Raw genomic sequence first — 26,655 nt, forward strand, 5'->3', positions numbered from 1 at the left:
TCCGAACCGACACACCTTCGTCGCCTACCATCGAGCCTCGTGCCAAGCGAGGAAGCCGACTCCACCCGGATCGCCCGGCTCGTCGCCGTCATAGCCGGCATCCTCGGTGTGCTGCTGTGCGGTGTCGTGCCGCTGCTGCCGGTCACGCAGACCACCGCCAGCATCCAGTGGCCACAGGCGCCCGGCCCGGACGGCCTGGTCAGCGACATCACCGCGCCGCTGGTGTCGGGCGCGCCGCAGTCGCTCGAGGTGTCGATCCCCTGCCAGGCCATCGCCACGCTGCCCGCCGAGGGCGGCCTGGTCTTCTCGACGATCCCGCCGGCGGGCATCGACTCCAGCCGCAACGGGCTGTTCGTGCGTGCCAACGCCGCCACCGTCGTCGTCGCGTTCCGTGACACCGTCGCCGCCGTCGCGCCCCGCCCGGCCATTGCCGCGGGGGGTTGCCGCGAACTGCGGATCTGGGCAGGCCCGGGCGGCGTCGGAGCCGATTTCGTCGGCATCCCCGGCGCCACCGGCACCCTCGCCCAGGAGAAGAAGCCGCAGATCGCCGGCATCTTCACGGACCTGAAGGTGGCTTCGCAGCCGGGGTTGAGCGCCCATATCGACATCGACACCCGGTTCATCACCAGCCCCAGCACCCTCAAGATCGCGGTGATGGTGCTCGGGATCGCCTGCGTGGTGGCGTCGTTGATCGCACTCGGCGTGCTCGACCGGCGGGCAGGGCGCCGGGTGCGCGGAGCGTGGCGGCAGTTGTTCAGGGCCCGCGCCGCCACCTGGGTGGCCGACGTCGGGGTGATCGGCGGGTTGCTGCTCTGGCATGTCATCGGCGCCATCTCCTCCGACGACGGCTACAACCTCACCATCGCGCGGGTCTCCGGCCAGGCCGGCTACACCGCCAACTACTTCCGCTACTTCGGGGCCACCGAAGCGCCCTTCGACTGGTACCAGTCGGTGCTCGCCCACCTCGCCGCGATCAGCACCGCTGGCGTGTGGATGCGGCTGCCCGCCACGATCGCCGGCATCGGTACCTGGCTCATCCTGAGCCGCTGTGTGCTGCCCCGGCTGGGCAGGCGGTTGTCGCTCAACCGGGTGACGGTATGGACCGCGGGCGCGGTGTTCCTCGCTGCGTGGCTGCCGTTCAACAACGGGCTGCGACCCGAACCGCTGATCGCATTCGGCGCACTGGCGACGTGGATCCTGGTGGAGAACGCCATCGCCACCCGTCGGCTGGTTCCGGCAGCGCTGGCAATCGTCGTCGCCGTCTTCAGCGTGACGCTCGCCCCGCAGGGCCTGATCGCGATCGCGCCGCTACTCGTCGGCGCACGGGCCGTCGCCCGGGTGATCAAAGCCCGGCGCGGCACCGATGGGCTGCTGGCACCGCTGGCCGCGCTCGCCGCCTCACTGGCGGTCATCTTCGTCGTCGTGTTCCGCGACCAGACCTTGGCGGCTGTCGCCGAATCCGCCCGCATCAAGTACGTCGTCGGCCCGACGATCGCCTGGTATCAGGACTTCCTGCGGTACTACTTCCTGACTGTCGAGGACAATTCGGAAAGCTCACTGACCCGCCGCTTCGGGGTCCTGATCATGTTGCTGTGCCTGTTCGGCATGCTGGCGGTGCTGCTGCGCCGCGGCCATGTCCCGGGGGTGGCCGGCGGCCCGGTATGGCGGCTGCTCGGCAGCACTGCGATCGGCCTGCTGTTGCTGCACTTCACCCCGACCAAGTGGGCTGTGCAGTTCGGTGCGTTCGCCGGACTGGCCGGGGCGCTGGGCGCGGTCACCGCATTCGCCTTTGCCCGCGTCGGGTTGCACAACCGACGCAACCTCGCCCTCTACGTCACCGCCCTGCTGTTCGTGCTGGCGTGGGCGACCTCGGGCACCAACGGCTGGTTCTACGTCGGCAACTACGGCGTGCCGTGGTTCGACCGTCAACCGGTGATCGCCCACCAGCCCGTGACGACGATGTTCCTCGGCCTGGCGATCGTGTCCGGCCTGACCGCCGGCTGGCTGCACTTCCGGATGGACTACGCCGGGCACACCGAGGTCAAGAACACCGGCCGCAACCGGGCTCTTGCGTCCACTCCCCTGCTGGTCTTCGCGATCATCATGGTGCTGCTCGAGGTCGGCTCGATGACCAAGGCCTTCGTGCAGCGCTACCCGGCCTACACCACCGCCGCCGCCAACGTGTCCGCTCTGAAGTCGGGCCTGTCCGACGCCAGCTGCGCGATGGCCGACGACGTTCTGGTCGAGGCAGACCCGAATGCCGGTATGCTGCAACCGGTTCCGGGCCAGAAGTGGGGCAAGTACGGCCCGCTCGGGGGCGACAATCCGGTCGGCTTCACGCCGAACGGCATCAGCGACACCCTGGAGCCTGCCGAGCCGTTCGTCGCCAACCCCGGCACCGTCAACTCCGACGGGTCACCCAACAAGCCCAATGCGGGCATCGCCTTCGCGGCAGGCACCGGCGGCGGGTACGGCCCGGTCGGAGTCAACGGCTCGCGAGTGTTCCTGCCGTTCGGGCTGGACCCGAAGACCACCCCGGTGATGGGCAGCTACAACGAGAACACCGTTGCCGCCAAGGCGACTTCGGCGTGGTATCAGCTGCCGCCACGCACCCCGGACCGGCCGCTGGTGACCGTCGCCGCCGCGGGCGCGATCTGGTTTTACGACGAAGAAGGCCAATTCAACTACGGACAGTCACTCAAGCTGCAGTGGGGTGTCCAGCGGCCGGACGGCAGTTTCCAAGCGCTGAACTCGGTGCAACCCATCGATGTGATCGCCCAAAAGGCCTGGCGAAACCTACGTTTCCCGTTGTCGTGGGCACCGCCGGAGGCCAACGTCGCGCGCATCGTCGCCGACGATCCGAACCTGAGTACCGATCAGTGGTTCGGCTTCACCCCGCCACGTGTGCCGGTCCTGGAGACCGCTCAGCAGTTCCTCGGCTCGCAGACGCCGGTGATGATGGACATCGCCACCGCGGCGAACTTCCCTTGCCAGCGCCCGTTCTCCGAACACCTCGGCGTCGCCGAACTGCCGGAATATCGGATCCTGCCCAACCTCAAGCAGGTGGTGGTGTCGAGCAATATGTGGCAATCCGCCCGTGCCGGTGGGCCGTTCCTGTTCATCCAGGGACTGCTGACCACCGCGACCGTCCCGACGTACCTGCGCGACGACTGGTATCGCGACTGGGGTGCGATCGAGCGCTACGTCCGGCTGGTGCCGTCGTCGGAGGCGCCGAACGCTGTCATCGACCAGGGCACCAAGACGACATTCGGTTGGAGCCGTAGCGGACCGATCAGGGCACTGCCATGACACAGACTCTCGTAGCCAACGCTCGCGACGCCGCCGGCGATGTCCGGGTCACCCGCTGGGTGGCCGCGGTCGCCGGACTGGTGGGCTTCGTGCTGTCGGTGCTGACTCCGCTGCTGCCGGTGGAACAGACCACCGCAACGCTGAATTGGCCGCAAGCCGGTCAGCTGGCCAACGTCACCGCCCCACTGATCTCGCAGGCACCGGTGTCGGTGACGGCGACGGTCCCCTGCGACGTGATCCGGTCCATGCCGCCCGCCGGCGGCTTGGTGCTGGGACTCGCGCCGCAGAAAGGCAAAGAGGCGGCGCTCAATTCGCTGTTCGTCAACGTCAATGCCCAGCGCGTAGACATCACCGACCGCAACGTGGTGGTCGCGAGCGTGCCGCGCGCGCGGGCGGTATCCGCGCAGTGTCAGCGCATCGAGATCACCTCGACCACGGACGGAACGTTCGCGACATTTGTGGGGCTTTCCGATCCATCGACGGGCAAGGAATTGCGCAGCGGCTTTGCCGATCCCAACCTGCGGCCCGCGATCGTCGGGGTCTTCACCGATCTGGTCGGTCCGGCGCCGCCGGGGCTGACCGTCTCGGCGACGATCGACACCCGGTTCTCCACCACGCCAACGGTGTTGAAGCTCACCGCGATGCTGCTGGCGATGACCGCCACCGTGATCGCGCTGGTGGCCCTGTGGCGGCTGGACCGCCTCGACGGGCGCCGCATGCACTCCTGGATTCCGCAGCGCTGGCGCACCTTCACCGCGGTCGACGTGACCGTGGTCGCGGGATTCTTGATCTGGCACGTAATCGGAGCCAACTCCTCCGACGACGGCTACATCCTGCAGATGGCGCGCGTCGCCGACCACGCCGGTTACATGTCGAACTACTTCCGCTGGTTTGGCAGTCCCGAGGATCCATTCGGCTGGTTCTACAACGTGTTGGCACTGATGACCCACGTCAGCGATGCCAGCATCTGGATGCGGTTGCCGGACTTGATCTGTGCGCTGGTCTGCTGGCTGCTGCTGTCCCGCGAAGTGCTCCCCCGGCTGGGCCCCGCCGTGATCGCCAGCCGACCCGCACTGTGGGCCGCGGGCCTGGTGTTGATGGCGGCGTGGATGCCGTTCAACAACGGCCTGCGCCCCGAGGGCCAGATCGCGACCGGCGCGCTGATCACCTATGTGCTCATCGAACGCGCGGTGATCTCCGGTCGACTGACCCCGGCGGCGCTGGCCATCGTCAGCGCGGCGTTCACCCTCGGCATTCAGCCCACCGGCCTGATCGCCGTCGCCGCGCTGATCGCCGGTGGCCGGCCGATTGTGCGAATCCTGGTGCGCAGGCGCGCGGTGGTGGGCACCTGGCCGCTGGTGCTGCCGCTGCTGGCCGCAGGAACCATCATCCTGACCGTCGTCTTCGCCGACCAGACATTCGCAACGGTGTTGGAAGCCACCAGAATTCGCACCGACATCGGACCCAGCCAGGCCTGGTACACCGAGAATCTGCGTTACTACTACCTGATCCTGCCGACCGTGGACGGCTCGCTGTCACGGCGGTTCGGCTTCCTGATGACCGCGCTGTCGCTGTTCGTGTCGATGTTCATCATGTTGCGCCGCAAGCGTGTTCCCGGGGTGGCCCGCGGCCCGGCGTGGCGGCTGATGGGCGTCATCTTCGCGACGATGTTCTTCCTGATGTTCACCCCCACCAAGTGGGTGCATCACTTCGGGCTGTTCGCCGCAGTCGGTGCGGCCATGGCGGCGCTGGCCACCGTGCTGGCCTCACCGGCGGTGTTGCGATGGTCGCGCAACCGGATGACAGTCGTCACCGCGGTGTTCTTCCTGCTGGCGCTGTGCTTCGCCACCACCAACGGCTGGTGGTATGTGTCGAGCTACGGTGTGCCGTTCAACAACGCCATGCCGAAGATCGCCGGGATCACAGTCAGCACAATATTTTTCGCACTGTTCGCCGTGTCGGCGATCTACGCGACGTGGCTGCACTTCAACACCCGCGACCACGGCGAGGGCCGCATCGCCCGGGCCGTGACCACCGCGCCGATCCCGGTCGCCGCCGGATTCATGGTGCTGGTGTTCATCGCCTCGATGGCCGCAGGCGTGGTGCGCCAGTACCCCACCTACTCCAACGCCTGGGCCAACCTGCGATCGTTCTCCGGCGGTTGCGGGCTGGCCGACGACGTCTTGGTGGAGCCGGACGCCAACACCGGATTCCTGACCCCCCTGCCCGGTGATTACGGACCGCTCGGCCCCCTGGGCGGCACCAGCCCGGTCGGCTTCACACCCAGCGGCGTACCGGAACACATTGTGGCCGAGTCAATCCGGATGACCAATCCGCAGCCCGGCACGGATTACGACTGGGACCAGCCGATCAAGCTGGACACCCCGGGCGTCAACGGCTCGACCGTGCCGCTGCCCTACGGCCTCGACCCGGCGCGGGTTCCGCTGGCAGGTAGCTATCTCGTCGGCCCGCAGCAGGACGCCACGTTGACCTCCGCGTGGTATCAGTTGCCGCCCAACGACAATGGCCACCCACTGGTCGTCGTCACCGCCGCAGGTACCATCGCGGGAGTCAGCGTTCTCAACGGCTTCACCGACGGACAGACCGTCGAGTTGGAGTACGGCAAGCCCGGGCCGGGCGGCACCCCGGTGCCCGCCGGCCGGGTCAGCCCCTACGATCTCGGCCCGGCGCCGTCGTGGCGCAACCTGCGCTACCCGCGCTCGGCAATCCCGGCCGACGCGACCACCGTGCGCATCGTTGCGCAGGACCGCTCGCTGTCACAGGGCGACTGGCTGGCCATCACACCGCCACGGGTACCCGACCTGCGGTCGGTACAGGAGTTCGTCGGGTCCACGCAGCCGGTGTTGATGGACTGGGCGGTGGGCCTGGCCTTCCCGTGCCAGCGGCCGATGCTGCACGCGAACGGCGTCACCGAGGTGCCGAAGTTCCGGATCACCCCGGACTACACGGCCAAGAAGCAAGACACCGACACCTGGGAGGACGGCCGTAACGGCGGCCTGCTCGGCATCACCGACCTCCTGCTGCGCGCACACGTCATGTCGACCTACCTGTCGCATGACTGGGGCCGCGACTGGGGCTCGTTGCGCCAGTTCGAGACGATCGTTCCCGCCGAGCCCGCGCAGATCGACCTGGGCACGGCAACGCGCAGCGGCCTGTGGAAGTCGGGACCGATCAGGATCAAGCCGTAACGTATTCCGGGCTCGCTCCTGATCGGCATGGTTACCGGTGCGCTTGCGGCCGTGCGCAATTGGGTGATCAGCCTGCGCCCGCAGCCCAGCGATTCGGCGTCAGTCACCACATCGCACCTCTCGGTGCGGCCCGGCCCCGGCCACTCCGGCAAGCCCGCCTCCGAGGCGGTGCCCGGGGCGCTGACCCGACGGCGATTCGGATCCCGCCGTAACGGCGCTCGTCCGGCATCCGCGGTGGCAGAATCCGCTGATGGCCGAAGACGCAGCAATCGTCGATCCGCTGATGCACGGCCTGCGCTCCAAGGGCCTCAAGAAGGGGTCGGTCTCCCTGGTAGGAGCGGTCGCCATCGGTCTGGCCGCCACCGCCCCGGCCTACTCGCTGACCGGTGCGCTCGGGCGCGGCGCGCAGGAAGTGGGCTATCAGCTACCGATCGTCTTCATCATCGCCGTCATCCCGATGTACTTCGTCGCACTGGCCTACAAGCACCTCACCGACGCCGCCCCGGATGCCGGGACCGTGTTCACCTGGGGCTCCAAGGCGATCGCGCCGCACATCGGCTGGATGGGTGGCTTCGCGCTGGTGCTGTCGTCCATCCTGGCCGGTGTCGGCGCCGCCGGGATCCTGACCAACGCCGCCGCTGTGTTGGTGGGCATGGACTCGTCCCCGGTGTGGTTCGACATCACCGTCGCCACGGTGTTCATCCTGCTGACCACGTGGCTGGTCGCCCGCGGCGCTGAGGAATCCTCCCGCACCACCCTGATCCTGACGATCATTCAGTACGGCGGGCTGCTGGTGTTCGCGGTCATCATGATCATCCCGGTATTCCGCGGCGGGCAGAGCGCAACCGCCGAGTCGTTCTCGTGGGAGTGGTTCAACCCGTTCGCAATTCACGACTTCAGTGGTCTACTGGGTGGCTTCCTGGTGGCCATCTTCATCTTCTGGGGCTTCGACGCCTCGCTGGCCATGTCCGAAGAAACGTCCGGAACGTCGGCCGACGCCGGTCGCAGCGGCGTCACCGCGATTCTGATCACGGTCGCCACCTACGTGATCTTCTCCGTCGCGGCATTGGCCTTCGCCGGTATCGACCCGAACAGTGACACGAGCCTGACTCACGAGGGCAACGTCGACAACGTCTTCACCACGCTGGCCACCCAGTCGATCGGCGAACGCGGCGCGATGCTGGCGGCGCTGGTAGTCGGGGTGTCCGCATTCTCGGCGACAATGTCCACCGTCATGCCGACGGCCCGCGGGCTGTTGTCGATGGCGACCTACAAGGCGTTGCCGGACCGGTTCGCCTCGGTGAGCGAAGCGAGTTCGACGCCCAAGTACGCGACCTGGGTGATCGGCCTGACCAGTCTGGCGATCTACTGCATGCTGGATGTGGTCAGCGACAGTGTGGTGTCGGATTCGGTCTACAGCGTGGGCATCGCGATCATGACGTACTACTCCGTGGTGGCGATCTCCTCAGTTGTGTACTTCTGGCGCACCGCTTTTCGATCGTGGCGCACTGCGATGGGTCAGGTGATCCTGCCCGGCATCGGTGCACTGATCCTGATCCCGGTGGGCGTCGTCGACGCGTATCTGATGGCCGACCCGAGCACCGGTTCCGGCAGCTCCATCCTCGACGTCGGCACCGCGTTCGTCGTCGGCGTGCTCAGCCTGGCGTTCGGTGTCGTACTGATGATCCTGTGGAACCTCAAGGCCCCGGCCTTCTTCCGCGGCAAGACGCTACCGACAGAGCGGACTTAGCCGCCGTTGTGGTTGCCGAAGCCATTCGGCCCGAAGGGCCGGTTCGGCGCCACCGTGACCGTCTGGGTCGCGGTGGCGATCGACGTCGCGACGGAAGTCTCGGTCTGCGTTGCCGTTTCGGTATTGGTCACTGTTTGCGGATCTTGAGTCGCAGTGACGGTCTGCGGCGCCTGGGTCTCGACGACGGTCTGCTGCGGTTGTGCTCCGCCGCCTGAGCCGGAGTTGTATTGGTGATGCGTCGCCGGAGCGGCGGTCGTCGTGGTCGGGGTGGACGTGACGGTGACAGTTGTCGGACCCGTGGCTCCCTTGGATCCACAGGCAACCGCGCCCAACACAACCACCGCTGAAACGGATGCCACCAGACATACCGACCGAATACCTGTGTTCACAGGTGACATGTCTAACTATTGACGCCAGCAAAAGCCATGCGCCACAACAGCCAAACTCCGTACAGTCGGCTGTCAACAAACTCGCCAACGCCTGGAATTCGGGCAAAATCGCTGATACCGAACCGTTTTCGATACGTTACTACTCCCTCAGCGCGCGCCAATTCGTGTCACAGCTCGTACAAATCCCCCGTCCATAACGTCGTAACCGCAAGTGCAACTCGAGCAACGAAACGGATATGACGATGAATCTCACACGATTGATCTACACCTCGACCGCGGCGGTCGGCATCGGTGCGGCCGGACTCTTCGGGCTCGGTATCGGAACCGCGAGTGCCGACCCCGGCCAGTGCGGCGGCCCCGGCCAGCAGAACTGCCAAGGCCCCAACAACGGGTGGAACAACGGCCCCGACAACAACGGGTGGAACAACGGGCACGACAACAACGGGCACGACAACAACGGGCACGACAACAACTGGAACAACGGGCCGGGCGACCAGAACAACGGGCCGGGCGACTGGCAGCATCGCAACGTTGATCAGGCCCGCCAAGATCACCAGCCCTTCAACTGGAACGGCCAGTGGGTCCAGCCGATGCCGGCCGGTAATGGCGCGGGCTGGGGCTTCTGGTTCCTGGGCCAGTGGATCCCGCTGTAACCCGGCGTGCGATGCGGCCGGCCGGTGGCTCGACAGCTGAGTAGAGCCGCCGGCCGATCAGCGCTAGTTCGACCCGCCGGTCGCCGGCTTCTCGGGCTGCAGCGACCACACGATCGGACCGGTGCCCGCGGTCGCGTGCGCGCAGTAGGCCGGCGCGCCGTTCTCACCGACCGCGGCCGCACCCAGCACAGCACAGTTCGCGCCGATCACCACGACGGGCAGATCCATCCGGCTCGACACAGCAGGCGGTGGCGCCGGCGTGTGCGCGGCAGCGGTGTCCACACCGCGCCGGCCGAACAGTAATGAAACCCCCGCGGTCGCACCGGCGATGATCACCACCGCACCCAAGATCGCCGGGATCAGCAGCCGGCGGCGCGAGGAACCGGACTCCGGCTTGGCGTGGCGACCCGCACCGGCCTTCGCCGACGCACCGGATGCCGGCGCGGAACTCGTCACGTCGGTCGCGCCGGTCTGACGTTCCGCGGTACCGATACCTTGCTGCAGCGCCCGCGCGAAGTCGATGCAACGGGTGTAACGCTTACCGGCATCCTTGGCCAGCGCCTTGGCGAAAACCTGGCTCAGGCAGGCCAGTTCGGGCCGCTTGGCGCCGATGGCGGGCGGATCGGAGCTCAGATGCTGACTGATCACGATCGCCGGATTGGTGTGCTGGAACGGCGGCATGCCGGTCAGCAGGTGATAAGCCGTCGCCGCCAGCGCATATTGATCGGCGTGACCGTCGATCAGCTCGCCCTTGAGCTGCTCAGGGGCGGCGTACGCGACGGTTCCGACGGTCATGTTGGTTCCGGTGAGATCACTCGACTGACCCATCCAGCGGGCAATTCCGAAGTCCGCGAGCATGACTCGCTCGTCACCGGTGCCGGGGAGACCCAGCAGAATGTTGGCGGGTTTCACGTCGCGGTGGAGCAGTCCGCGGCTGTGCGCATAATCGAGTGCTTCGGCAACCCCGGTGATGATCCGCACGACCTCGGCGGGCGGCATCCCGTACGGATAGCGCTCGGCGAGCAGACGGGAGGCATCGGTGCCGTCGATGTACTCCATCGCGATCCACAGCTTGTCGTCGAAGTCGCCGCGGTCGTAGATCGTGACGATGTGCCGGTTCGACAGCGTGGCCACCATGTCGGCCTCGAGGTTGAACCGCTTGCGGTACTCGTCATCGGAGCTGACCGCGGAACCGAGCACCTTGAGCGCGTCGTGCCGGGGCAGCCGGGGGTGCTGGACGAGGTAAACCTCACCCATGCCTCCGGCCCCCAGTGTCCGCAGGATGGTGTAACCAGCAACAACCTGGCCGTCAGCTAACGGCATTGGGGCATCCTAGTCATCACCGGTGACGATTACCGAACGGGAGCGCCTGGGGCACGCCGGTCGTACTCGACCCGACTGCCCAGCACGACGTCCTGCGCCGACCGTCGCTGGCGGTCGACAGCAACCCACAGCAACCCGACCGGGAACAACACGCAGGCCACCGCTCGCAGCGCCGCGACAGCAACGCGCATGGGCTTCCCGCGCCGGTCCACCACCCGAACTCCCACTATGACCATCCCCAATGTCCGTCCCGACAGCGTCCAGCCCCCGGTCAGGTACAGCACCGACACGCCGAGAGTCACTGTGGTCGAGAAGACCAGGTTGGGGGCCGGGAACCGGAAAGTGGCCGGGTTGACCATCAACATCGTCAACGCCAAACCGAGATAGAGGGCACCCATCGTGACGAGAACGACCGCCATGTCGACGAGAGCCGCCAACCCTCGGGAAACGATGCCCGCGTTGGTCACTGACGTTCCTGGGTGCCCGGCTCCCGGCCCAGCATCCGGTCGACGAAACCGGAAATCATGTCGTCGGCACGTGCCGTCTGGCTGCGCACGTCGGTCATCACCTCCGCGGTGACAGTCCCGGTCGACTCGCGGATGATCGTGGACAGGTCCACCCCGTCGATGATCTGGTCGGCCAGCCCGATCAGATCGATGCGCGCGATGATGGCATCGATGTCGACGTCGGTCACGATCGCGTCGATGTCGACGCTGTCGCGGACCAGCGCCGTGAGATCGATCTGCTCCAGAACGAGTTCGACGATTCTCGTCAGCCCCGCGACACCGATCCGGGTAGCTTCCAGCCGGGTCGCCCGTAACGGTTCGCCGATCAGCGGAAGCCGCTCCCAGAACACGAGGAGATCGTAGTGCTCAGGCGCCGACCGGGGCCGGCGCGCTGGCCTTCAACGCCGCCAGTGCGGCCACACTCAACCGGGCCAGCTCGTCGGCCTCGGCCGCCGACAACGCGGATTGGTAGATCTGCGCCATCCGCCGGTTGGTGTGGTCTTCGACCTGGTCGTACGCGTCCTTCTTGCCCGCCGCGTCGTCGAACGGCGGCTGCCACCCCATGAACGCCGCATAGTCCGTGCCGTGATTGAGGATGTGCGCCTCGACGGGGCTCAGCCCGGAGATCGTCAGGGCGTTGAAATGAACCGCGGCTCGCAGCTCCCGCAGCACCATCATCACCTGCAGGGCGCGTGCGGGGGCGTCGTCGGCCAGCGGCATGGCCCGCCAGCCCGCATATAGCGGCAGACCGGGCTCTGGGGCGTTCCCGATGACCTTCTCACCCAACTCGGCGATGCGGTCCAGCCCTTCGGTCCCGGCCAGGTATGTCCTGCCGAACTCGGCGAGCTGATCCCAGTAGAGCCGGCAACTCTCCGACGCGGGGTGCACCGCGACGCCGTTCTCCCAACACGACCGCGCGAGGTTGGGTTCGAAGACGGCGAACACCGCGGTGACCGTGGTGCCGGTGGCGTCGCCGAGGACGCCACCGCGGCCGGCGAAGTACGCGGCGAACGGGTCCGGATAGCCCGCCGCGAGGCTCTTCGCGAAGGTGTCCGGGTTGAGCATGAACACGCTGATGGCCTCGCCGATGGCCGCGCCGGCGGTCCGGATCGATTCGACGTCGATATCGCTCATTCGCCGGAGTGTACGGAGGTGAGGTCGTACACCGTGTCGGATCCCACCGTCTTGGGCGTGAAGTTGGCCGCCACCCACGCGGTGATGTCGGCGTGCTGGTTACCGCGGCCAGGGCCGCCGTGGTTGCCGGGGGCGATGTAGTACCCGATCTGGTGAGCGGCGACGTCGGCCCGGAACTGGGTCAGCGACGGAACCGGATCGCTGCCACCGAATCCACCGATCGCCATCACCGCGGTGTTGGTGGCCAGCTCGTAACCGGCGGCCGCCGAGGAGCCGTTCACCGCCGCCGACCACTTCGTGTCGGTCGCCTTCAGGAGGTTGTCGAGCGCGACGTTGTCGCCGTCGTCCCCACCAGGTCGGCCATGACCCCGGTCGGCCTGCGCGGGGCCGACCTGCGCCCCGCCGCCGTTATGCGACTGGCCGATGGTGGCGAACGCATACGCGCCCGACCCGGCCGCGGCGGCGAGAACGCCGACACCCAATGCGATCGCGGCCACCCGGCGGCGGTCGGCGGCGAGACCGACCAGCAGCACAGCGACCGCTACGACCGTCACCGCCAGAATCACCCATCGCAAGGCCGGCAGCCAGTCAGCGTTGCGGCCCAACAGCCACCAACTCCAGGCGCCCGTCACCAGAATCGTTGCCGCCAAGGCCAATCGACCGAACAGCCGGTCACGCAGCAACCACATCTCCCGGCCACCGATGGCGACCAACGCGGCCACCGCGGGTACCACCGACAGGCAGTAGTACGGGTGGACCATGCCCTTCATGTACGAGAGGACCAGCCCGTCGACCAGCAACCAGCCGCCGAACAACACGGCTCCGCCCCGCACCAGATCGGTGCGCGGCGCACGAGCGCGCACCGCGAGCACGAACACCAGGCCGAGAAGTGCCGCCGGCAGCAGCCAACCCATCTCGAAGCCGAACTCACCGGTGAACAGCCTTGTGAGCCCGGGGTTTTGCCGGCCGAAGCCGCCGAACCCGCCGTGCTGGCCGAAGTCGACCGCGGCCGGAGCGCCGGCATGTGTTTGCGGGGCTGCGTGGTTGCGCCCGAGGATCCGCGCCAGACCGTTGTAACCGATCACCAGGTTCATGAAGTTGTTGTCGGTGGATCCGGCCAGATACGGCCGCGACGACGCCGGCCACAGCAGCGTCAGCGCGACGAACCAGCCGGCCGACACCATGCAGGCGGCGGCCGCGGCAGCTACGTGCAGCAGCCGGCCCCGCATCGACGTCGGCGCCACCAGCAGGTAGACCAGACCGATCGCCGGCGCGACCATCAACCCTTCGAGCATCTTGGCCAGGAATGCGAAACCCAAAGCGGCGCCCGCCAACATGATCCACTTGACGCTGGCACGTTCGAGCGCACGGACAGTGCAGTAGGCACCGAACATCATGAGCAGCACCATCACCGCGTCGGGATTGTTGTAGCGGAACATCAACGCCACCACCGGTGTCAGCGCGAAAGCCGCCCCGGCGAGCAGACCGGCGCCAGTGCCTGCGATCCGGCGGACCGCGCCGTACAGGAGTGCGACCGCGCCGACTGCCATCAGTGCTTCCGGCACCAGCATGCTCGCGCTGCTGAATCCGAAGATCTGGCCGGACAGACCCATCACCCATTGCGAGACCGGCGGCTTGTCCACGGTGATGAAGTTGTTCGGATCCACCGAGCCGAACAGCAGCGCTTCCCAGTTCTTCGAACCAGCCTGGGCCGCGCCGGCATAGAACCCATTGCCCATCCCGTTGATGGTGATGTTCCACAGGTAGGTGATGGCAGTGGCGACCAGGAGTGCACCGAGGGCGATTCGGCGCCAGGCGGTGGTCGACAGCGTGAATCGACGGGGCTCGGCGTCGGCACCGGGCCGCGCGGGCAGCGCGAGAGTTGCGGTCATAAAGCCCATTGCGCCAGCCGAACTCCGGTCGCAGCTATGTGAACCTTGTGAGCTAGCTATGAGGCCGGAGGCGCTGCGCGATCCAGGGCAGGGCGTCGGCAAAGGCCCGGGCGCCGAACTGCCAGGTGTGATATCCCACGTACACCCGCAACGTGCAGCCGATGTTCACCGCCTGCGCCGCAACACACAAGTCCGGGAGTGCACCCTTCTCGCGGAACTGATCTTCGTCGCCGTGACCGCCGAACCCGACCGGCGCCAGGCGTTCCACTTGACGCTCGGGAAGGTTCTCGCTCTTGTCGTCGGGCGGTTCCTGGGAGTCCACGAACATGCCCGCGACGCCGGTATAGGGCCCGTGGCGACTCATCACGGTGCGGGTATCGAAGGCGTCCCACTTGGCGGCGTCACCGGCGTAGAGGCGTTCGATCGTCTGCTCCTTGGTACCGGAGTTCGGGCCGCGGTCGCCGCCGATGTCCACGAAGCTGGTGAAGAGTTCCGGATGCATGACGGCCAGATTCATCGCACACGTCCCGCCGGCCGACCACCCGACGACCCCCCACTCCGCGGCTTCCGTGGAAGCGGCGAACTGCGAGACGACATCTGGCCGAACTTCGTCGACCAGATGGTCCGCGGCGTTCCCACGGGGACCGTTCACACACTCGGTGTCGTTGTTGAAGCTTCCGCTGGAGTCGGCGAAGACGAAGATTGGAGCAGCACCGCCGTGGGCGCGGGCGAAGTCGTCGATCGCGGAGACCGCGTTGCCCGTCCGAATCCAGTTCGAGGCGTTGCCGAACTCACCGCCGATCATCATCACAGCCGGCAGTGAGGGCGGCACCGAACCGGCGAACCACGCCGGCGGCAGATAGACGTACTCGTGCCGGTGCCTGAACCCGCTGACCGTGTCGGGGGTGTCGATCACGAGCACCTTGCCGGTGGCAGGGCGGGTGTCGCGCAGCCCCGCCAGCTCGCCGGCATCGATCTGATCGGGCAGTGGCCCCGAAGTGAGGTCTCCCCAGGCTCGTTCGACGGTTGGGTAGTAGCCGACCCACTGATTGAGCACCAGCAGCGAGCACAGCAGTGTCAGCGGAATCGCCACCAGTGACAGCACGCGGCGGCGCCACGACGCAGCTGTCCAACCAATAGCCGCCGCCAGCAGCATCGCCGCGCTGGCTCCCGTCCAGAGCCAGAGGCGAAGCGGGGCGGGGTTCGATGCCAGTCCCTCGGAGTCCATCCAGGCCCAGGCTGTGACCGCGACCAGCGCGCCGATACCCACCGAGACGGGTACCCACAGCAGGCGCCACCGTTTGGATCGCCATCCGACGGCGGCGATGACAACGACGATCGTGACAACCTCAATTGTGGTCGGCAGCCAGCCGCCGAGCAGCGAGATACCGTGCCCGAACTTGCTGAAGTCCGGATCGGGCAAGCGCGGCATCAGAGTCGGCGTCGGAGCCGGCGGGGGCGGCGTTGGCCCGTTCGGAGGCACCGGGCAAGAATGCGGCACGCGCCTGTACGAATCGTGTCAGTTTCCTGAATTCGCCTGTCGCACCGCCAACTCCTAGGCGCGACATAGCGGCCGCTCACGTCCGGACCGTTGAGTGGGGCCATGGCATTTCCTGCGAACCCCGCCAAGAACAGTCCGTTCGTTCTGGTCCTCGACGCCGGAACAGACCGGGGATTCCGGCTTGCCCGGGCACTTCTGGCGGCCGGCAACTGCGTCGTGGCCGTCGACCGCAACGCGGCCGACCTGGTGCGAATCGGCCACGGCCACAGCAGCGCCCAGCTGTTCCTGATCGTCGCCGACACCACCGATCCGACGCAGGCCGAACAGGTGATGGCCCGGGCACATGCGTACTTCGGTGAAGCGACTCCTACTCTTGCGCTATGCGCCGACTATCGACGATCCTCGGCTGCCTAGTTCTGTTGGCCGCCGGCGTCTCGGCCTGTGGCCGGCCGCCAGCCCGGCCGGCTCCGACGGCCCTCACCCCGCCGATGGGCTGGAACTCGTGGAACTCCGGTATCCCACTGTCCGAGCGGACCGTCGAGGAGACCGTCGACGCGATGGTGTCCTCCGGGATGCGCGACGCCGGCTATCGGTATGTCAACCTCGACAACGGCTGGGCGGCCAACCACCGCGACGCGGATGGCAACCTGCAAGCCGATCCCCGCCTGTTCCCCGATGGCATCGCCGCAGTGGCACAGTACGCACACGAGCACGGAATGCTCCTGGGCCTCTACGCCAGCCCCAGCTACCAACTCTGCGGACTGGGCCCGGGCGACACCAGCGAAGGCCACGAAACAGCCGATGCCGCCACCTTCGCGCGGTGGGGTGTCGACTACCTTAAGTACGACTGGTGCAGCACCGACACCGACCATGCGCATCAGGTCAGGGTTTTCACCGCCATGCGAGATGCGCTGCGGGCCACCGGAAGACACATCTTCTACAGCATCAACCCCAATGTCTCCGGCGACCCCGTTCCCCAACCCGACGACTGGTCGCAGGTCGCCGACATGTCGCGCAACACGATCGACTTGGTGCCGTTGTGGCGCAGCAAGTTCGGCAACGACGGCCCGGTGTTCGGCGTGCAAGAGCAGGTGGATGCGGCCATTCCGCTGGCTTCGCAGAGCAAGCCGGGCCACGTCAACGATCCCGACATGCTGGTGGCCGGCGTCTCCTGGCCGGATTTCGTGACCACCCATCCGGGGATGGCCGACACCCTGGCCGGGCAGGTCGGGCCGAGCATGACGGCCGACGAACAGCGCACCCACATCTCGCTGTGGGCGATGCTGGCGGCTCCGCTGTTGGCCGGCAACGATATCCGGACCATGTCACCGCAGACCCGCGACATCCTCACCAACCACGAGATCATTGCAGTGGACCAGGATCCCCTTGTCGTCCAGGGCTATCCACTCACCGGGGACCGCAGGGTCTGGGTCAAACCACTCACCGGCGGCGCGGTAGCCATCGCGCTGGTGAACCCCGATTCGGCGACCGCCTCCATCACGACGACCGCAGCCGCGGCCGGGCTGCCCCGGGCCGCGTGTTACAACGTCCGCGATCTATGGGCCCACACCGACAGCACTACCACCGGTGATCTTAAGGGCGGCGCCCTCGCACCGCACTCGACAGTGGTGTTACGTGTCGAACGAGGCTGTGGCTAACCGCTTTTCGCGGAGACCACAGTCACCGGAATGCCATTGAGCGCCCCGTTGCCCGACGGTTCGTCGAGGAACGTCGGCGGCGACAGGATGTTGGTGTTGACGCCGGGTGAGCCGTTGGCCACCGACATCCGGGTGCCCGGTTTGCCGTGGCCCCAGCCGTGCGGCATCGAGACCACACCGGGTTTGATGGCGTCGGTCACCTCCACCGGCACCTCGATGCGGCCGGCCGAGGACTCAACCGACACCGTCTCCCCGCCGGCGACCCCGCGACTGGCGGCGTCATCGGGATGCATCAGCAGGGTGCAGCGATCGCGGCCCTTCATCAAGACCGAAACATTGTGCAGCCACGAATTGTTCGACCGCAGATGACGTCGGCTCACCAACACCAGCTCGTCGGGTTCGCGCTCGAGACGCCGGCCCAGCCGCGGGATGTCGTCGAGCAGGTACTGCGGGGCCAGACGGATCTTCTTGTCTGTGGTGTTGAGGATTTCGGGTACCTGCGACACCATCGGCCCGAAGTTGATCCCGTTGGGCTGCTCCTTGAGCTTCGCCAGGCTCAGCCCGTCCGGGTTCTCGCCGTAGCGGTCGCCGAACGGCCCGGTGCGCAGGGTCAGATCGAGAATGCGTTCCGGTCCGCCCTGCGTGTAGTTGCTGCGCACCTGCGCGCCGTCGAGTCCCTGGGTGAAGCACAGGTAGTCGAAGAACCCGTCGTCGATTGCGGCGACGTCGACCTCTTCGGCAGGGGTTCCCGCGCACAAGCCGGTGAGCCGCACCAAGATCTCCCACTCCTCCGGGCGGCCGGGATCCTCGGGGGTGAACACCGGTGCGGAATAGTTCGCGATGCTGTTGATCGCGAACGCCAGGATCAGGTCGTCGTGATGCGGCTGCTCCAGCGGCGACAAGCCCGGCAGGATGACGTCGGCATGGCGGGTGGTTTCGTTGAGCCACAAGTCAACCGCGATCATCGCGTCGAGGCCCGGCAGCAGCTCATCGAGCCGATGCCCCTGTGGGGTGGACAGCACCGGATTGCCTGCCACCGTGATGAGTGCGCGGATCTGTCCCTCCCCCGGTGTTTCGATCTCCTCCGCCAGACACGACACCGGCACCTGACCGAGTACCTCCTTGGCGCCGCGAACACGGGTCTGCCAGCGGCCGAACTCGGGCAGTCCACCCTCCAGGCCGGGCTGGGGCTGGGCGGTGACCGTCCACACCGCGGGCCGGGGGAACATGGCACCGCCCGGGGTGTCGAAGTGGCCGGTGAGGATGTTGACGACGTCGACCAGCCAGCTGGCCAGACTGCCGAACTCCTGATTGCACAACCCGATTCGCCCGTACACGACGGCACGTTCGGTGCCCGCCAGTTGGCGGGCGAGGTGTTTGATGCGCTCAGCGTCAATGCCCGTCACCGGGGCCACCCGCTCCGGTGACCAATCGGCCGCGGCCGCCCGCAAAGTCTCGACACCGTCGACGTGGTCGGCCAGGCGGCCCGGGCGGACCAGGTCCTCCTCGAACAAGGTGTGCACCACGGCCAGCAGCAGTGCGGCGTCGGTTCCCGGGGTGATCGGTAACCATTCGTCGGCCTTCGCCGCGGTCGCGGTGCGGACCGGGTCGATGACGATCACGTTGTCGATGCGGCCGAGGATGCCCATCACATCGGGGGCGGCCAGCAGCGAGCCCTGCGAGGCGGCCGGATTCGCGCCCATCACGACCAACAGGTCGGTGCGTTCGATGTCGGGAACCGGGAATCCCCACCAGTTGCCGTACATCAGATGCGACGAGAGGTTCTTCGGCCACTGGTCGACGGTGCCCGGTGAGTAGCTGACCGGGATTCCCGACATACCCAGCAGGACGCCCGTGTAGCGGCCCAGCGAGAACGAATGCGCCAGTGGATTGCCGGTATAGCAGGTGACCGCACCGATGCCATGCTCGGCGATCACCGGGGCGAGCAGTTCGGTGCAGCGCCGAAAGGCGGCGTCCCAGCTGACCTCCTGCCACTGTCCGTCGACCTTGATCATCGGCTTACGGATCCGGTCGGGATCGTCGTGGACGGCGCCCAGCGACGCGCCCTTGGGACACAGGTGCCCCCGGCTCCAGACGTCGTCCTGGTTACCGCGGATGCTGTCGACACGCCCGTCGGAGACCTGAATCTCCAAGCCACACATGGCCTCACACAACGGGCAGGTGTAGAGGTGGCGGCCGTCTCGGCCGATGGCGGCCAGCTCGATCTTCTCGGTGGTCACCGACCCACGGTAAGTCGGCCGGGCTCGCGATCGCCGACGTTTCGTCAACTTTGCCATCAGCCGGTGCCGGCCGAGGCGAATTACACAGGTGTGAGTAAACCCTGGGGATAACCCCGGCGGCGGGTTAGATCGGGATCAGACCATGCTTACGCTGCACGCGCAGGATCTGCTTGTCCCGCAGGATCCGCATGGCGCCGCGCAGCTGCAGACGAGTCTGATGCGGCTCGATCACCGCGTCGACATAGCCCCGCTCGGCAGCCACATACGGCGTTGCCATGTCGCGGTTGTACCCCTCGATGAACTGGCGCCTGATCTCCTGAACTTCTGGAGCCTTGGGATCGGGGAACCGCTTCACGATCAGCTGGGCCGCACCTTCGGCACCGATCACCGCGATGCGCGCCGTCGGCCACAAGAAGTTGAAGTCAGCCGTCAGCTGCTTGGACCCCATCACCGCGTACGCGCCGCCGTAGGACTTGCGGATGGTGATGGTCACCTTCGGCACGTCTGCCTCGACGACGGAGTAGAGGAACCGGCCGCCGCGCTTGATGATGCCGTTCTTCTCCTGCTCGACGCCGGGCAGGAAGCCGGGGGTGTCGACGACGAAAACCAGTGGGGTGTTGAATGCGTCGCAGAACCGCACGAACCGCGCGGCCTTGTCGGACGCCTCGTTGTCGATGGCACCGGACATGTGCATCGGCTGGTTGGCGATCACCCCGACCGGGCGGCCGTCGACACGGGCGAAGCCGGTGATGATGGCCTGGCCGGCTTGCGCGGCGACCTCGAGGAAATCCCCGTCGTCGAAGATCCGCAGCAGGATCTCGTGCATGTCATAGGCGGTGTTGTCCGCGTCCGGCACGAGGCTGTCGAGTTCCAGGTCGTGCGGAGTGATCTCCGGCTCCAGGCCGGGATTGATCACCGGGGCATCGTCAAACGTGTTGGCGGGCAAGAACTGCAGGTAGTCGCGGACGTAGGTGAAGGCGTCCTTCTCCGAGTCGACGACCTGGTGGATATTGCCGTACTTGGCCTGGGCGTCGGCGCCGCCGAGCTCATCGAGGGTGACATCCTCGCCGGTGACGTCCTTGATGACGTCCGGGCCCGTGACGAACATGTAGCCCTGGTCGCGCACCGCCACGATCAGGTCGGTCTGAATCGGCGAGTACACCGCACCGCCGGCGCACTTACCCAGGATGATCGAGATCTGCGGAACCAGACCGCTGAGCAGCTCATGGCGACGGCCGAGCTCGGCGTACCAGGCCAACGACGTGGCCAGGTCCTGGATACGGGCGCCACCGGAGTCGTTGATACCGATGATCGGGCAGCCGACCATCGCAACCCACTCCATCAAGCGGGAAACCTTGCGGCCGAACATCTCTCCCACCGAGCCACCGAACACGGTGTAGTCGTGGCTGAACACGCCGACCGGACGGCCGTTGATGGTGCCGTGCCCGGTGACCACACCGTCGCCGTACAACGCGTTGGGATCGCCGGGTGTCTTGGCCAATGCGCCGATCTCGAGGAAGCTGCCCGGATCCAGCAGCGCGTGGATTCGCGCCCGCGGGCTGGGGATGCCGCGTTTGTCGCGCTTCGCCGCGACCGCCTCACCGCCCGGTTCCTTGGCCAGCTCCAGCTTTTCGCGGAGTTCGGCGAGCTTTTCGGCGGTGGTGACCGGGTGGTGGGTGGGAGCACTCTCAGTGGTCACTTGCCCTGCTTCTCCTCGGCTGTATTGGTGATCGCTTCGCTCTCGATACGGCTGATCGCTTCGCTCATATGCGCCCCGACCTTGGCGATGTACGGCTCGTCGATCGCCTGGATGTGCTCGCCCCCGATGGGCACGATCTCCAGGTCGTGGACGAATTCGCCCCAGCCGCCGTCAGGCTGGCGGACGGCGTAACGCGGTTCGAACATGATCGCGTCGTCGTGATAGCGGTCCGCCATGTAGAGCGTGACGTGCCCGTCGTAGGGCTCGATGTTGGCTGTGTCCAGGGCCCGGTTGTCCAGGTAGGACGTCCGCTGATGCTCGATGATGCCGCCGGGGATGTCGACCCCGGCCTCTTTGACGGCGTCCAGGACGAACCGCACCTGACCTTCGTCGTCGAGTTGTTCGAGTTCCTCGTAAGGGATTTCGGGGATCTCGACGTTGAAGGTCCGCGAAGCGAACACCGCGTAGCGGTCCCAGCGGGCCCGGATCTCCTCCTTGGTCTGCGGCACCTCTTCACCGGCGCGAACCGTGTCGATCAGCCCGACGAAGCGGACGTCGCAGCCGTTGCGCGTGAGCCCGACCGCGCACGCGTAGGCCAGCGCCCCGCCCAGCGACCAGCCGGTGAGGATGTAGGGACCCTTGCCACCGATCTCCATCAGCTTGGGCACGTACTCGGCCGCGCGCTCCTCGATCGAGCCCTCGACGCGTTCCAGACCGTAGACCGGAGTGTCGGCGGGCAGCCGCTTGAGCAGCGGCTCGTAAACCACCGTCGATCCGCCGGCCGGGTGGAACACGAACACCGGGACATGGGCGCTGCCGTCTTTCGGCGCGCGCAAGGTACGGACGAAACCGTCGACCACGCCGTCTTCGAGCTGGGCGCGAACGATGGTGGCCAGTGCTTCGATCGTCTTGGTGGACTTCACATCATTGACACTGATGGTGCCTTCGGCGCGCTCGGAGAGGCGGTCGGCCAGCTTGGTGGCGGTCTCGTCGCTGACGGCGGGCAGCTCGTTGAAGATGCCGCCCGGCGACTTGCCGGTGACGATCGCCCACGTCGCGAACGTGACGCGCTCGGCGGCGTCCCGCGGCGGCACGTCAGCGCCGAGCGCTTCGGTGACGGCCTCTTGGGTCAAGACCTTTGCAGCCGCTGCGGCAGCCGTGGACTTCGCCTTTCCCGGGCCGGCCGGATCAGTCGGCGGCGGCGGGACATTCGGCTCGGACTTCGGCTCAACCTCGGCCTCGGTCGCGATCGGGTGACCAGCTTCGGCGAGCTTGGCCTCGAGTTCGGCGACCGTGCTGGCGCCGCCCATCATCTCCGCCTGCTGGGCGGCGATCTCCTCGGCGGTCTTGCCCTTCTGCGCCTCGGCCAGATCTTCGACCTCGTCGCGGTGCTCGACGGCGTATTCGACGAGTTTCTCGACGGCGTAGAGATTGGCGTCGCGTACCGCCGTCAATTGAATCGGCGGCAGGTCGAAGTCGTACTCGACGCGGTTCTTGATCCGCACCGCCATCAGCGAATCCAGCCCCAGCTCGATCAGCGGGACCTCCCACGGCAGGTCTTCGGGCTCGTAGCCCATGGCCCCACCGACGATCGCCGCGAGCCGGTCGTGCACCGTTTCGCCCGAATCCGGCGACCACTTGGCGAAGCCGGCGGCCAGACCGGCACCCGCGGTCAGGTTGTCGGACAGGATTTCTGCGTCGTCGTCCGGTTCGTCGGCGGGCACTTCAGCCGCCGGAGTGCTCACCGCGACACCAGTGGCGACCGCGGACGGCAACGCCGAGACCGCTCCGCCGCGGGTGACGACGGCGTCGTAGACCAGCGTGAAGGATTCATCGATGCGCGCGTGCACCTGCACCGAGGCGCCACCGGGATGACGGGTCAGCGTGGTGACCAGCCGGGCTCCGTCGCCAGGCACCGCGCGCTGCTCGGATGCGGTCAGTTTGGCGTCCGGAAGAACCTGGGCTGCAGCAGATTTCACCAGAGCAGCCAAGTCGGCCTGCCCCTTCGGCGAGTACTCCCACACGTGCCGGCCGTCGGGGGTGGCCACGTGGTTGCCCGGCATCAGCACCGAGCTGTCTCCGGTGAACTGCGCGTCGAGCCAGTGCGGCTTGCGCTTGAACCGGGTCGGCGGGATCTCGGCGTACTCGCCCGCCTCGAACAGAGTCCGGAAGTCCAGATCGTGGCCGTAGACGTAGAGCTGCGCCATCGCGGCCAGCATCGACTCGACCTCGTCCTGCTTGCGGGCCAGGGTCGCGATCAACTGCGCGTCGTGCAGTCCGGCAGCCGCGGTGGTCAGGCCAACCTGCATGAGCGCCACCGGGTTCGGCGCCAGCTCCAGGAACGTGGTGTGGCCGTTGTCCACGGCGTTGCGAATGCCGTGGGTGAAGTAGACGCTGTGCCGCAGCCCCTTCTTCCAATACTCCACATCGTGGATCGGCTCGCCGCCCGGGCGGATGTAGCTACCCTCGTGCACAGTCGAGAAATAGCCGGTGTGCAGCGGGTGCGCCTCGATGCCCTGGATCTCGGCGGACAACTCACCGAGCAGCGGGTCCATCTGCTGAGTGTGGCTGGCGCCCTTGGTCTGGAGCTTGCGGGCGAATTTGCTTTCGGATTCCGCCCGGGCGATGATCGCGTCGATCTGGTCCGGCGGGCCGCCGATGACCGTCTGGGTGGGGGCGGCGTAGACGCACACCTCCAGACCCGGGTAATCGGAGAACACGGTCTTGATCTCGTCGGCCGAGTACTCGACCAGCGCCATCAGCCGGATGTACTCACCGAACAGCATCGCCTCACCTTCACCCATGAGGTGCGCGCGAGAGCAGATGGTGCGGGTGGCGTCGGCCAGCGACAGGCCACCGGCGAAGTAGGCGGCGGCCGCCTCACCGAGCGACTGGCCCACCACTGCACCAGGTTTGGCGCCGTGGTGCTTGAGCAGTTCACCGAGCGCGATCTGGATGGCGAAGATCACCGTCTGGACCACTTCGATGGGGTACTCGCAGGTCTCGTTGGTGTAGTCGATCGCGTCGTCGAGGATCAGCTCGACAACCGAGTAACCGCGCTCGTCCTGAATGTGCGCGTCGACCTTGTTGATCCACTCGGCGAACACCGGCTCGCGCAGATACAGTTCCTTGCCCATCTTGCGGTGCTGGGCACCGAATCCGGCCAGAACCCACACCGGACCGTTGGTCACCGGGCCGTCGGCGCTGTACACCAGCGGACTCTGCTTGCCGTCGGCGATGGCACGCAGACCCTTGATCGCCTCGTCGTGATCGTGCGCCATCACCACGGCGCGGGAACGGCCGTGGTTGCGCCGTGACAGCGAGCGGCCGATCGATTCCAACGACGCCGCGCGGCCCGCCGGGCTGTCGATCCAGTCGGCCAGGTCAGCCGCCGCCGCGCGCTTACGTGAGGTCAGGAATCCTGAAATAGCCAGCGGCACAACAGGAACTGGCTTCTCAGCGGTTTCCCACTCGGCTCGTGCGGCCTCGATCAACTCCAGCGCTTCGTCGGTAAGGCCGGGCAGCTCCGGCTCGTCGTCGTAGGCGACGGCCGAGGCGTACTCCTCGGCTACCTCCTCATCCCCGGCGTTGACGAACTCACCGTACTCGTCCATCCGGACCCCGCCGACGTACACGGCGTCGGCGTCGGACGCGGCCGCCTCCTCGACCGGTGCGGATTCCGGTTGCGGCTCAGCCAGATCCGCAGGCAGCACCTCACGCACCACCACGTGGGCGTTGGCGCCGCCGAAGCCGAATCCGGAGACACCGGCGATCGCATGGCCGCTGTACCGCGGCCAGTCGGTGACCTTTTCGACGACCCGCAGTCGGACGGCATCGAAATCGATGTACGGGTTGGGGCCGGCGTAGTTGATCGACGGCGGAATCTTGTTGCGGCTCAACGACAATGCCACCTTAGCCAGGCTGGCCGCACCGGCCGCCGACTCCAGGTGACCGAGGTTGGACTTCACCGCGCCCAGCAGGGCGGGCTGTTCGGCAGGGCGGCCGCGGCCGACGACGCGACCGAGCGCGTCGGCCTCCATCGGATCACCGAGAATCGTTCCGGTGCCGTGTGCCTCGATGTAGTCGACGCTGCGCGGATTGATTCCGGCGTTCTTGTAGGCCTTGCGCAACACATCGGCCTGCGCGTCCGGGTTCGGGGCGAGCATGCCGTTGGACCGGCCGTCGTGGTTGATCGCGCTGCCTGCGATGACGGCGAGGATCTCGTCCCCGTCGCGGCGGGCGTCGCTCACGCGCTTGAGCAACAGCATGCCGCCACCCTCCGAGCGCGAGTAGCCGTTGGCATCCGAGGAGAACGACTTGATCCGGCCGTCGGGCGCCAGCACGCCGCCGACCTCGTCGAATCCGATGGTGACCAGCGGGGTGATCATCGCGTTGACACCGCCGACCACGGCCACGTCCGCCTCGCCGGTCCGCAGGGCCTGCACACCCTGGTGGGCGGCGACCAGCGAACTGGAGCAGGCGGTGTCCAAAGCCATTGAGGGGCCGCGGAAGTCGTAGAAGTAGGACACTCGGTTGGCGATGATCGAACTCGTGGTGCCGGTGATCGCGTACGGGTGCGCGGTGGTCGGGTCGGCCACCGCGAGGAACTGGTAGTCGTTGTTCGACGCACCGATGTAGACGGCGACGTTGGTGCCGCGCAGGCTGGATGCGGGGATGCGGGCGTTCTCCAACGCCTCCCAGGTGAGCTCGAGCGCCATCCGCTGCTGCGGGTCGATGTTGTCGGCTTCCATCTTCGACAAAGCGAAGAACTCGGCGTCGAAGCCCTTGATGTCGGCGAGGTATCCACCGCGAGTGGCGGCTTTGGCGACCCGCTCGGCGATGCGCGGTTCGGCCAGGAACTCCGACCAACGCCCGTCGGGCAGGTCGGTGATCGCATCGCGGCCCTCGAGCAGCGCCTGCCACATCTCGCCGGGCGTGTTCATGTCGCCGGGGAACCGGGTGGCGACGCCGACGATCGCAATATCCTCGACATCGGCGGCGCGCGACCAATCCTCGCCGTCGGCGTCGAACTCGACTTCGGGCTCACCCTCGATGATCACCGTGGCGAGCGACTCGATGGTCGGGTGGCGGAAGGCCACCGTCGCGGTCAGCGTCACACCGGTCAGATCCTCGATATCGCTGGCCATCGCTACCGCGTCCCGCGAGGACAGCCCCAACTCCACCATCGGGGTGGACTCGTCGACAGCGTCCGGCGCCTGCCCGGTCGCATTGGCCACCCAGTTGCGTAGCCATTCGCGCATCTCCGGCACCGTCATGTCGGTGCGGGGCGGCGTGTCCGGGGTGTCGGGCATTTCGGGCGTATGTGATTCAGACATGGGGCCTCACCTCGTGCGAAGGGGCGGTCTCCCCTTCATCGGTTGAGTCTTTCCTT

General features: G+C 67.0%; 16 protein-coding genes. 6 read left to right on the plus strand and 10 right to left on the minus strand.

What is annotated here, in order from left to right; genetic code table 11:
- Nucleotides 1-39: 39 nt before the first annotated feature.
- The 3 genes from Y900_RS11770 to Y900_RS11780 all read left to right on the plus strand — a co-directional run bounded on the left by Y900_RS11770 (nucleotide 40) and on the right by Y900_RS11780 (nucleotide 8,268).
- The gene (locus Y900_RS11770) at nucleotides 40-3,309 is read left to right on the plus strand and encodes an arabinosyltransferase domain-containing protein (RefSeq protein ID WP_036341987.1); all 3,270 of its coding nucleotides are present in this window, start codon (nucleotides 40-42) and stop codon (nucleotides 3,307-3,309) included.
- On the plus strand, nucleotides 3,306-6,518 hold the full coding sequence (locus Y900_RS11775) for an arabinosyltransferase domain-containing protein (protein ID WP_036341988.1): 3,213 nt from the start codon (nucleotides 3,306-3,308) through the stop codon (nucleotides 6,516-6,518). The genes Y900_RS11770 and Y900_RS11775 overlap by 4 nt, the downstream gene beginning before the upstream one ends.
- 250 nt (nucleotides 6,519-6,768) lie before the next feature.
- Complete coding sequence (locus Y900_RS11780) at nucleotides 6,769-8,268, plus strand: APC family permease (RefSeq protein WP_036341989.1); 1,500 nt, start codon at nucleotides 6,769-6,771, stop codon at nucleotides 8,266-8,268.
- Here the strand turns inward: Y900_RS11780 and Y900_RS11785 are convergent.
- Entirely contained in the window at nucleotides 8,265-8,627 is a 363-nt protein-coding gene (locus tag Y900_RS11785; RefSeq protein WP_131536154.1) for a hypothetical protein, read from the minus strand. The genes Y900_RS11780 and Y900_RS11785 overlap by 4 nt on opposite strands.
- A 272-nt stretch (nucleotides 8,628-8,899) precedes the next feature.
- On the opposite strand from Y900_RS11785, the gene Y900_RS11790 reads away from it, so the two are divergent.
- Nucleotides 8,900-9,310, plus strand: coding sequence for a hypothetical protein (locus Y900_RS11790; RefSeq protein WP_036346500.1), 411 nt, complete (start codon nucleotides 8,900-8,902; stop codon nucleotides 9,308-9,310).
- A gap of 63 nt (nucleotides 9,311-9,373) precedes the next feature.
- Here the strand turns inward: Y900_RS11790 and Y900_RS11795 are convergent, their stop codons facing one another.
- Genes Y900_RS11795 through Y900_RS11820 form a run of 6 tightly spaced genes read right to left on the minus strand, consistent with a single transcriptional unit; the run spans nucleotide 9,374 to nucleotide 15,648 of the window.
- Nucleotides 9,374-10,633 (minus strand): serine/threonine-protein kinase, encoded by a 1,260-nt coding sequence (locus tag Y900_RS11795; RefSeq protein WP_036341990.1) that lies wholly within the window; start codon nucleotides 10,631-10,633, stop codon nucleotides 9,374-9,376.
- A gap of 29 nt (nucleotides 10,634-10,662) precedes the next feature.
- Complete coding sequence (locus Y900_RS11800) at nucleotides 10,663-11,100, minus strand: RDD family protein (RefSeq protein WP_036341991.1); 438 nt, start codon at nucleotides 11,098-11,100, stop codon at nucleotides 10,663-10,665.
- The gene (locus Y900_RS11805) at nucleotides 11,097-11,489 is read right to left on the minus strand and encodes a hypothetical protein (RefSeq protein WP_036341992.1); all 393 of its coding nucleotides are present in this window, start codon (nucleotides 11,487-11,489) and stop codon (nucleotides 11,097-11,099) included. The genes Y900_RS11800 and Y900_RS11805 overlap by 4 nt, the downstream gene beginning before the upstream one ends.
- A gap of 16 nt (nucleotides 11,490-11,505) precedes the next feature.
- Entirely contained in the window at nucleotides 11,506-12,273 is a 768-nt protein-coding gene (locus Y900_RS11810; protein ID WP_036341993.1) for an SCO6745 family protein, read from the minus strand.
- Complete coding sequence (locus Y900_RS11815) at nucleotides 12,270-14,174, minus strand: ArnT family glycosyltransferase (RefSeq protein ID WP_420329756.1); 1,905 nt, start codon at nucleotides 14,172-14,174, stop codon at nucleotides 12,270-12,272. Before Y900_RS11815 ends, Y900_RS11810 begins: the two co-directional genes overlap by 4 nt.
- 43 nt (nucleotides 14,175-14,217) lie before the next feature.
- A complete protein-coding gene (locus Y900_RS11820) occupies nucleotides 14,218-15,648 on the minus strand; it encodes an alpha/beta hydrolase (RefSeq protein ID WP_036341995.1) in 1,431 nt (476 codons plus the stop codon).
- 120 nt (nucleotides 15,649-15,768) lie between these two features.
- Here Y900_RS11820 and Y900_RS11825 point away from each other — a divergent pair, with 120 nt between their 5' ends.
- Together Y900_RS11825 and Y900_RS11830 are read left to right on the plus strand one after the other, a co-directional pair.
- Nucleotides 15,769-16,080 carry a Rossmann-fold NAD(P)-binding domain-containing protein gene (locus Y900_RS11825; protein WP_051660014.1) on the plus strand — a complete coding sequence of 104 codons (312 nt, stop codon included), beginning with the start codon at nucleotides 15,769-15,771 and terminating at the stop codon, nucleotides 16,078-16,080.
- Complete coding sequence (locus Y900_RS11830; protein ID WP_036341996.1) at nucleotides 16,047-17,324, plus strand: glycoside hydrolase family 27 protein; 1,278 nt, start codon at nucleotides 16,047-16,049, stop codon at nucleotides 17,322-17,324. Before Y900_RS11825 ends, Y900_RS11830 begins: the two co-directional genes overlap by 34 nt.
- Here the strand turns inward: Y900_RS11830 and Y900_RS11835 are convergent.
- The 3 genes from Y900_RS11835 to pks13 form a co-directional block, all read right to left on the minus strand.
- Entirely contained in the window at nucleotides 17,321-19,621 is a 2,301-nt protein-coding gene (locus Y900_RS11835) for a molybdopterin-dependent oxidoreductase (RefSeq protein ID WP_081845076.1), read from the minus strand. The genes Y900_RS11830 and Y900_RS11835 overlap by 4 nt on opposite strands.
- Nucleotides 19,622-19,688: 67 nt before the next feature.
- Nucleotides 19,689-21,263 carry an acyl-CoA carboxylase subunit beta gene (locus Y900_RS11840; RefSeq protein WP_036341997.1) on the minus strand — a complete coding sequence of 525 codons (1,575 nt, stop codon included), beginning with the start codon at nucleotides 21,261-21,263 and terminating at the stop codon, nucleotides 19,689-19,691.
- Nucleotides 21,260-26,599: a polyketide synthase Pks13 gene (pks13, locus tag Y900_RS11845; protein WP_036341998.1), complete on the minus strand. Its 5,340-nt coding sequence runs from the start codon at nucleotides 26,597-26,599 to the stop codon at nucleotides 21,260-21,262. Before pks13 ends, Y900_RS11840 begins: the two co-directional genes overlap by 4 nt.
- Nucleotides 26,600-26,655: the final 56 nt, after the last annotated feature.

Source organism: Mycolicibacterium aromaticivorans JS19b1 = JCM 16368, assembly GCF_000559085.1.
In the GTDB taxonomy this organism is placed as follows: Bacteria; Actinomycetota; Actinomycetes; order Mycobacteriales; family Mycobacteriaceae; genus Mycobacterium; species Mycobacterium aromaticivorans.

What these genes read in the sequence shown, in the direction of transcription:
- Y900_RS11790 (WP_036346500.1), top strand. Translation starts at nt 8,900, where the DNA reads ATGAATCTCACACGATTGATCTACACCTCGACCGCGGCGGTCGGCATC.
- Y900_RS11815 (WP_420329756.1), bottom strand. Translation starts at nt 14,174, where the DNA reads ATGGGCTTTATGACCGCAACTCTCGCGCTGCCCGCGCGGCCCGGTGCC.
- Y900_RS11780 (WP_036341989.1), top strand. Translation starts at nt 6,769, where the DNA reads ATGGCCGAAGACGCAGCAATCGTCGATCCGCTGATGCACGGCCTGCGC.
- Y900_RS11830 (WP_036341996.1), top strand. Translation starts at nt 16,047, where the DNA reads ATGCGCCGACTATCGACGATCCTCGGCTGCCTAGTTCTGTTGGCCGCC.
- Y900_RS11825 (WP_051660014.1), top strand. Translation starts at nt 15,769, where the DNA reads ATGGCATTTCCTGCGAACCCCGCCAAGAACAGTCCGTTCGTTCTGGTC.
- pks13 (WP_036341998.1), bottom strand. Translation starts at nt 26,599, where the DNA reads ATGTCTGAATCACATACGCCCGAAATGCCCGACACCCCGGACACGCCG.
- Y900_RS11810 (WP_036341993.1), bottom strand. Translation starts at nt 12,273, where the DNA reads ATGAGCGATATCGACGTCGAATCGATCCGGACCGCCGGCGCGGCCATC.
- Y900_RS11775 (WP_036341988.1), top strand. Translation starts at nt 3,306, where the DNA reads ATGACACAGACTCTCGTAGCCAACGCTCGCGACGCCGCCGGCGATGTC.
- Y900_RS11795 (WP_036341990.1), bottom strand. Translation starts at nt 10,633, where the DNA reads ATGCCGTTAGCTGACGGCCAGGTTGTTGCTGGTTACACCATCCTGCGG.
- Y900_RS11835 (WP_081845076.1), bottom strand. Translation starts at nt 19,621, where the DNA reads ATGGCAAAGTTGACGAAACGTCGGCGATCGCGAGCCCGGCCGACTTAC.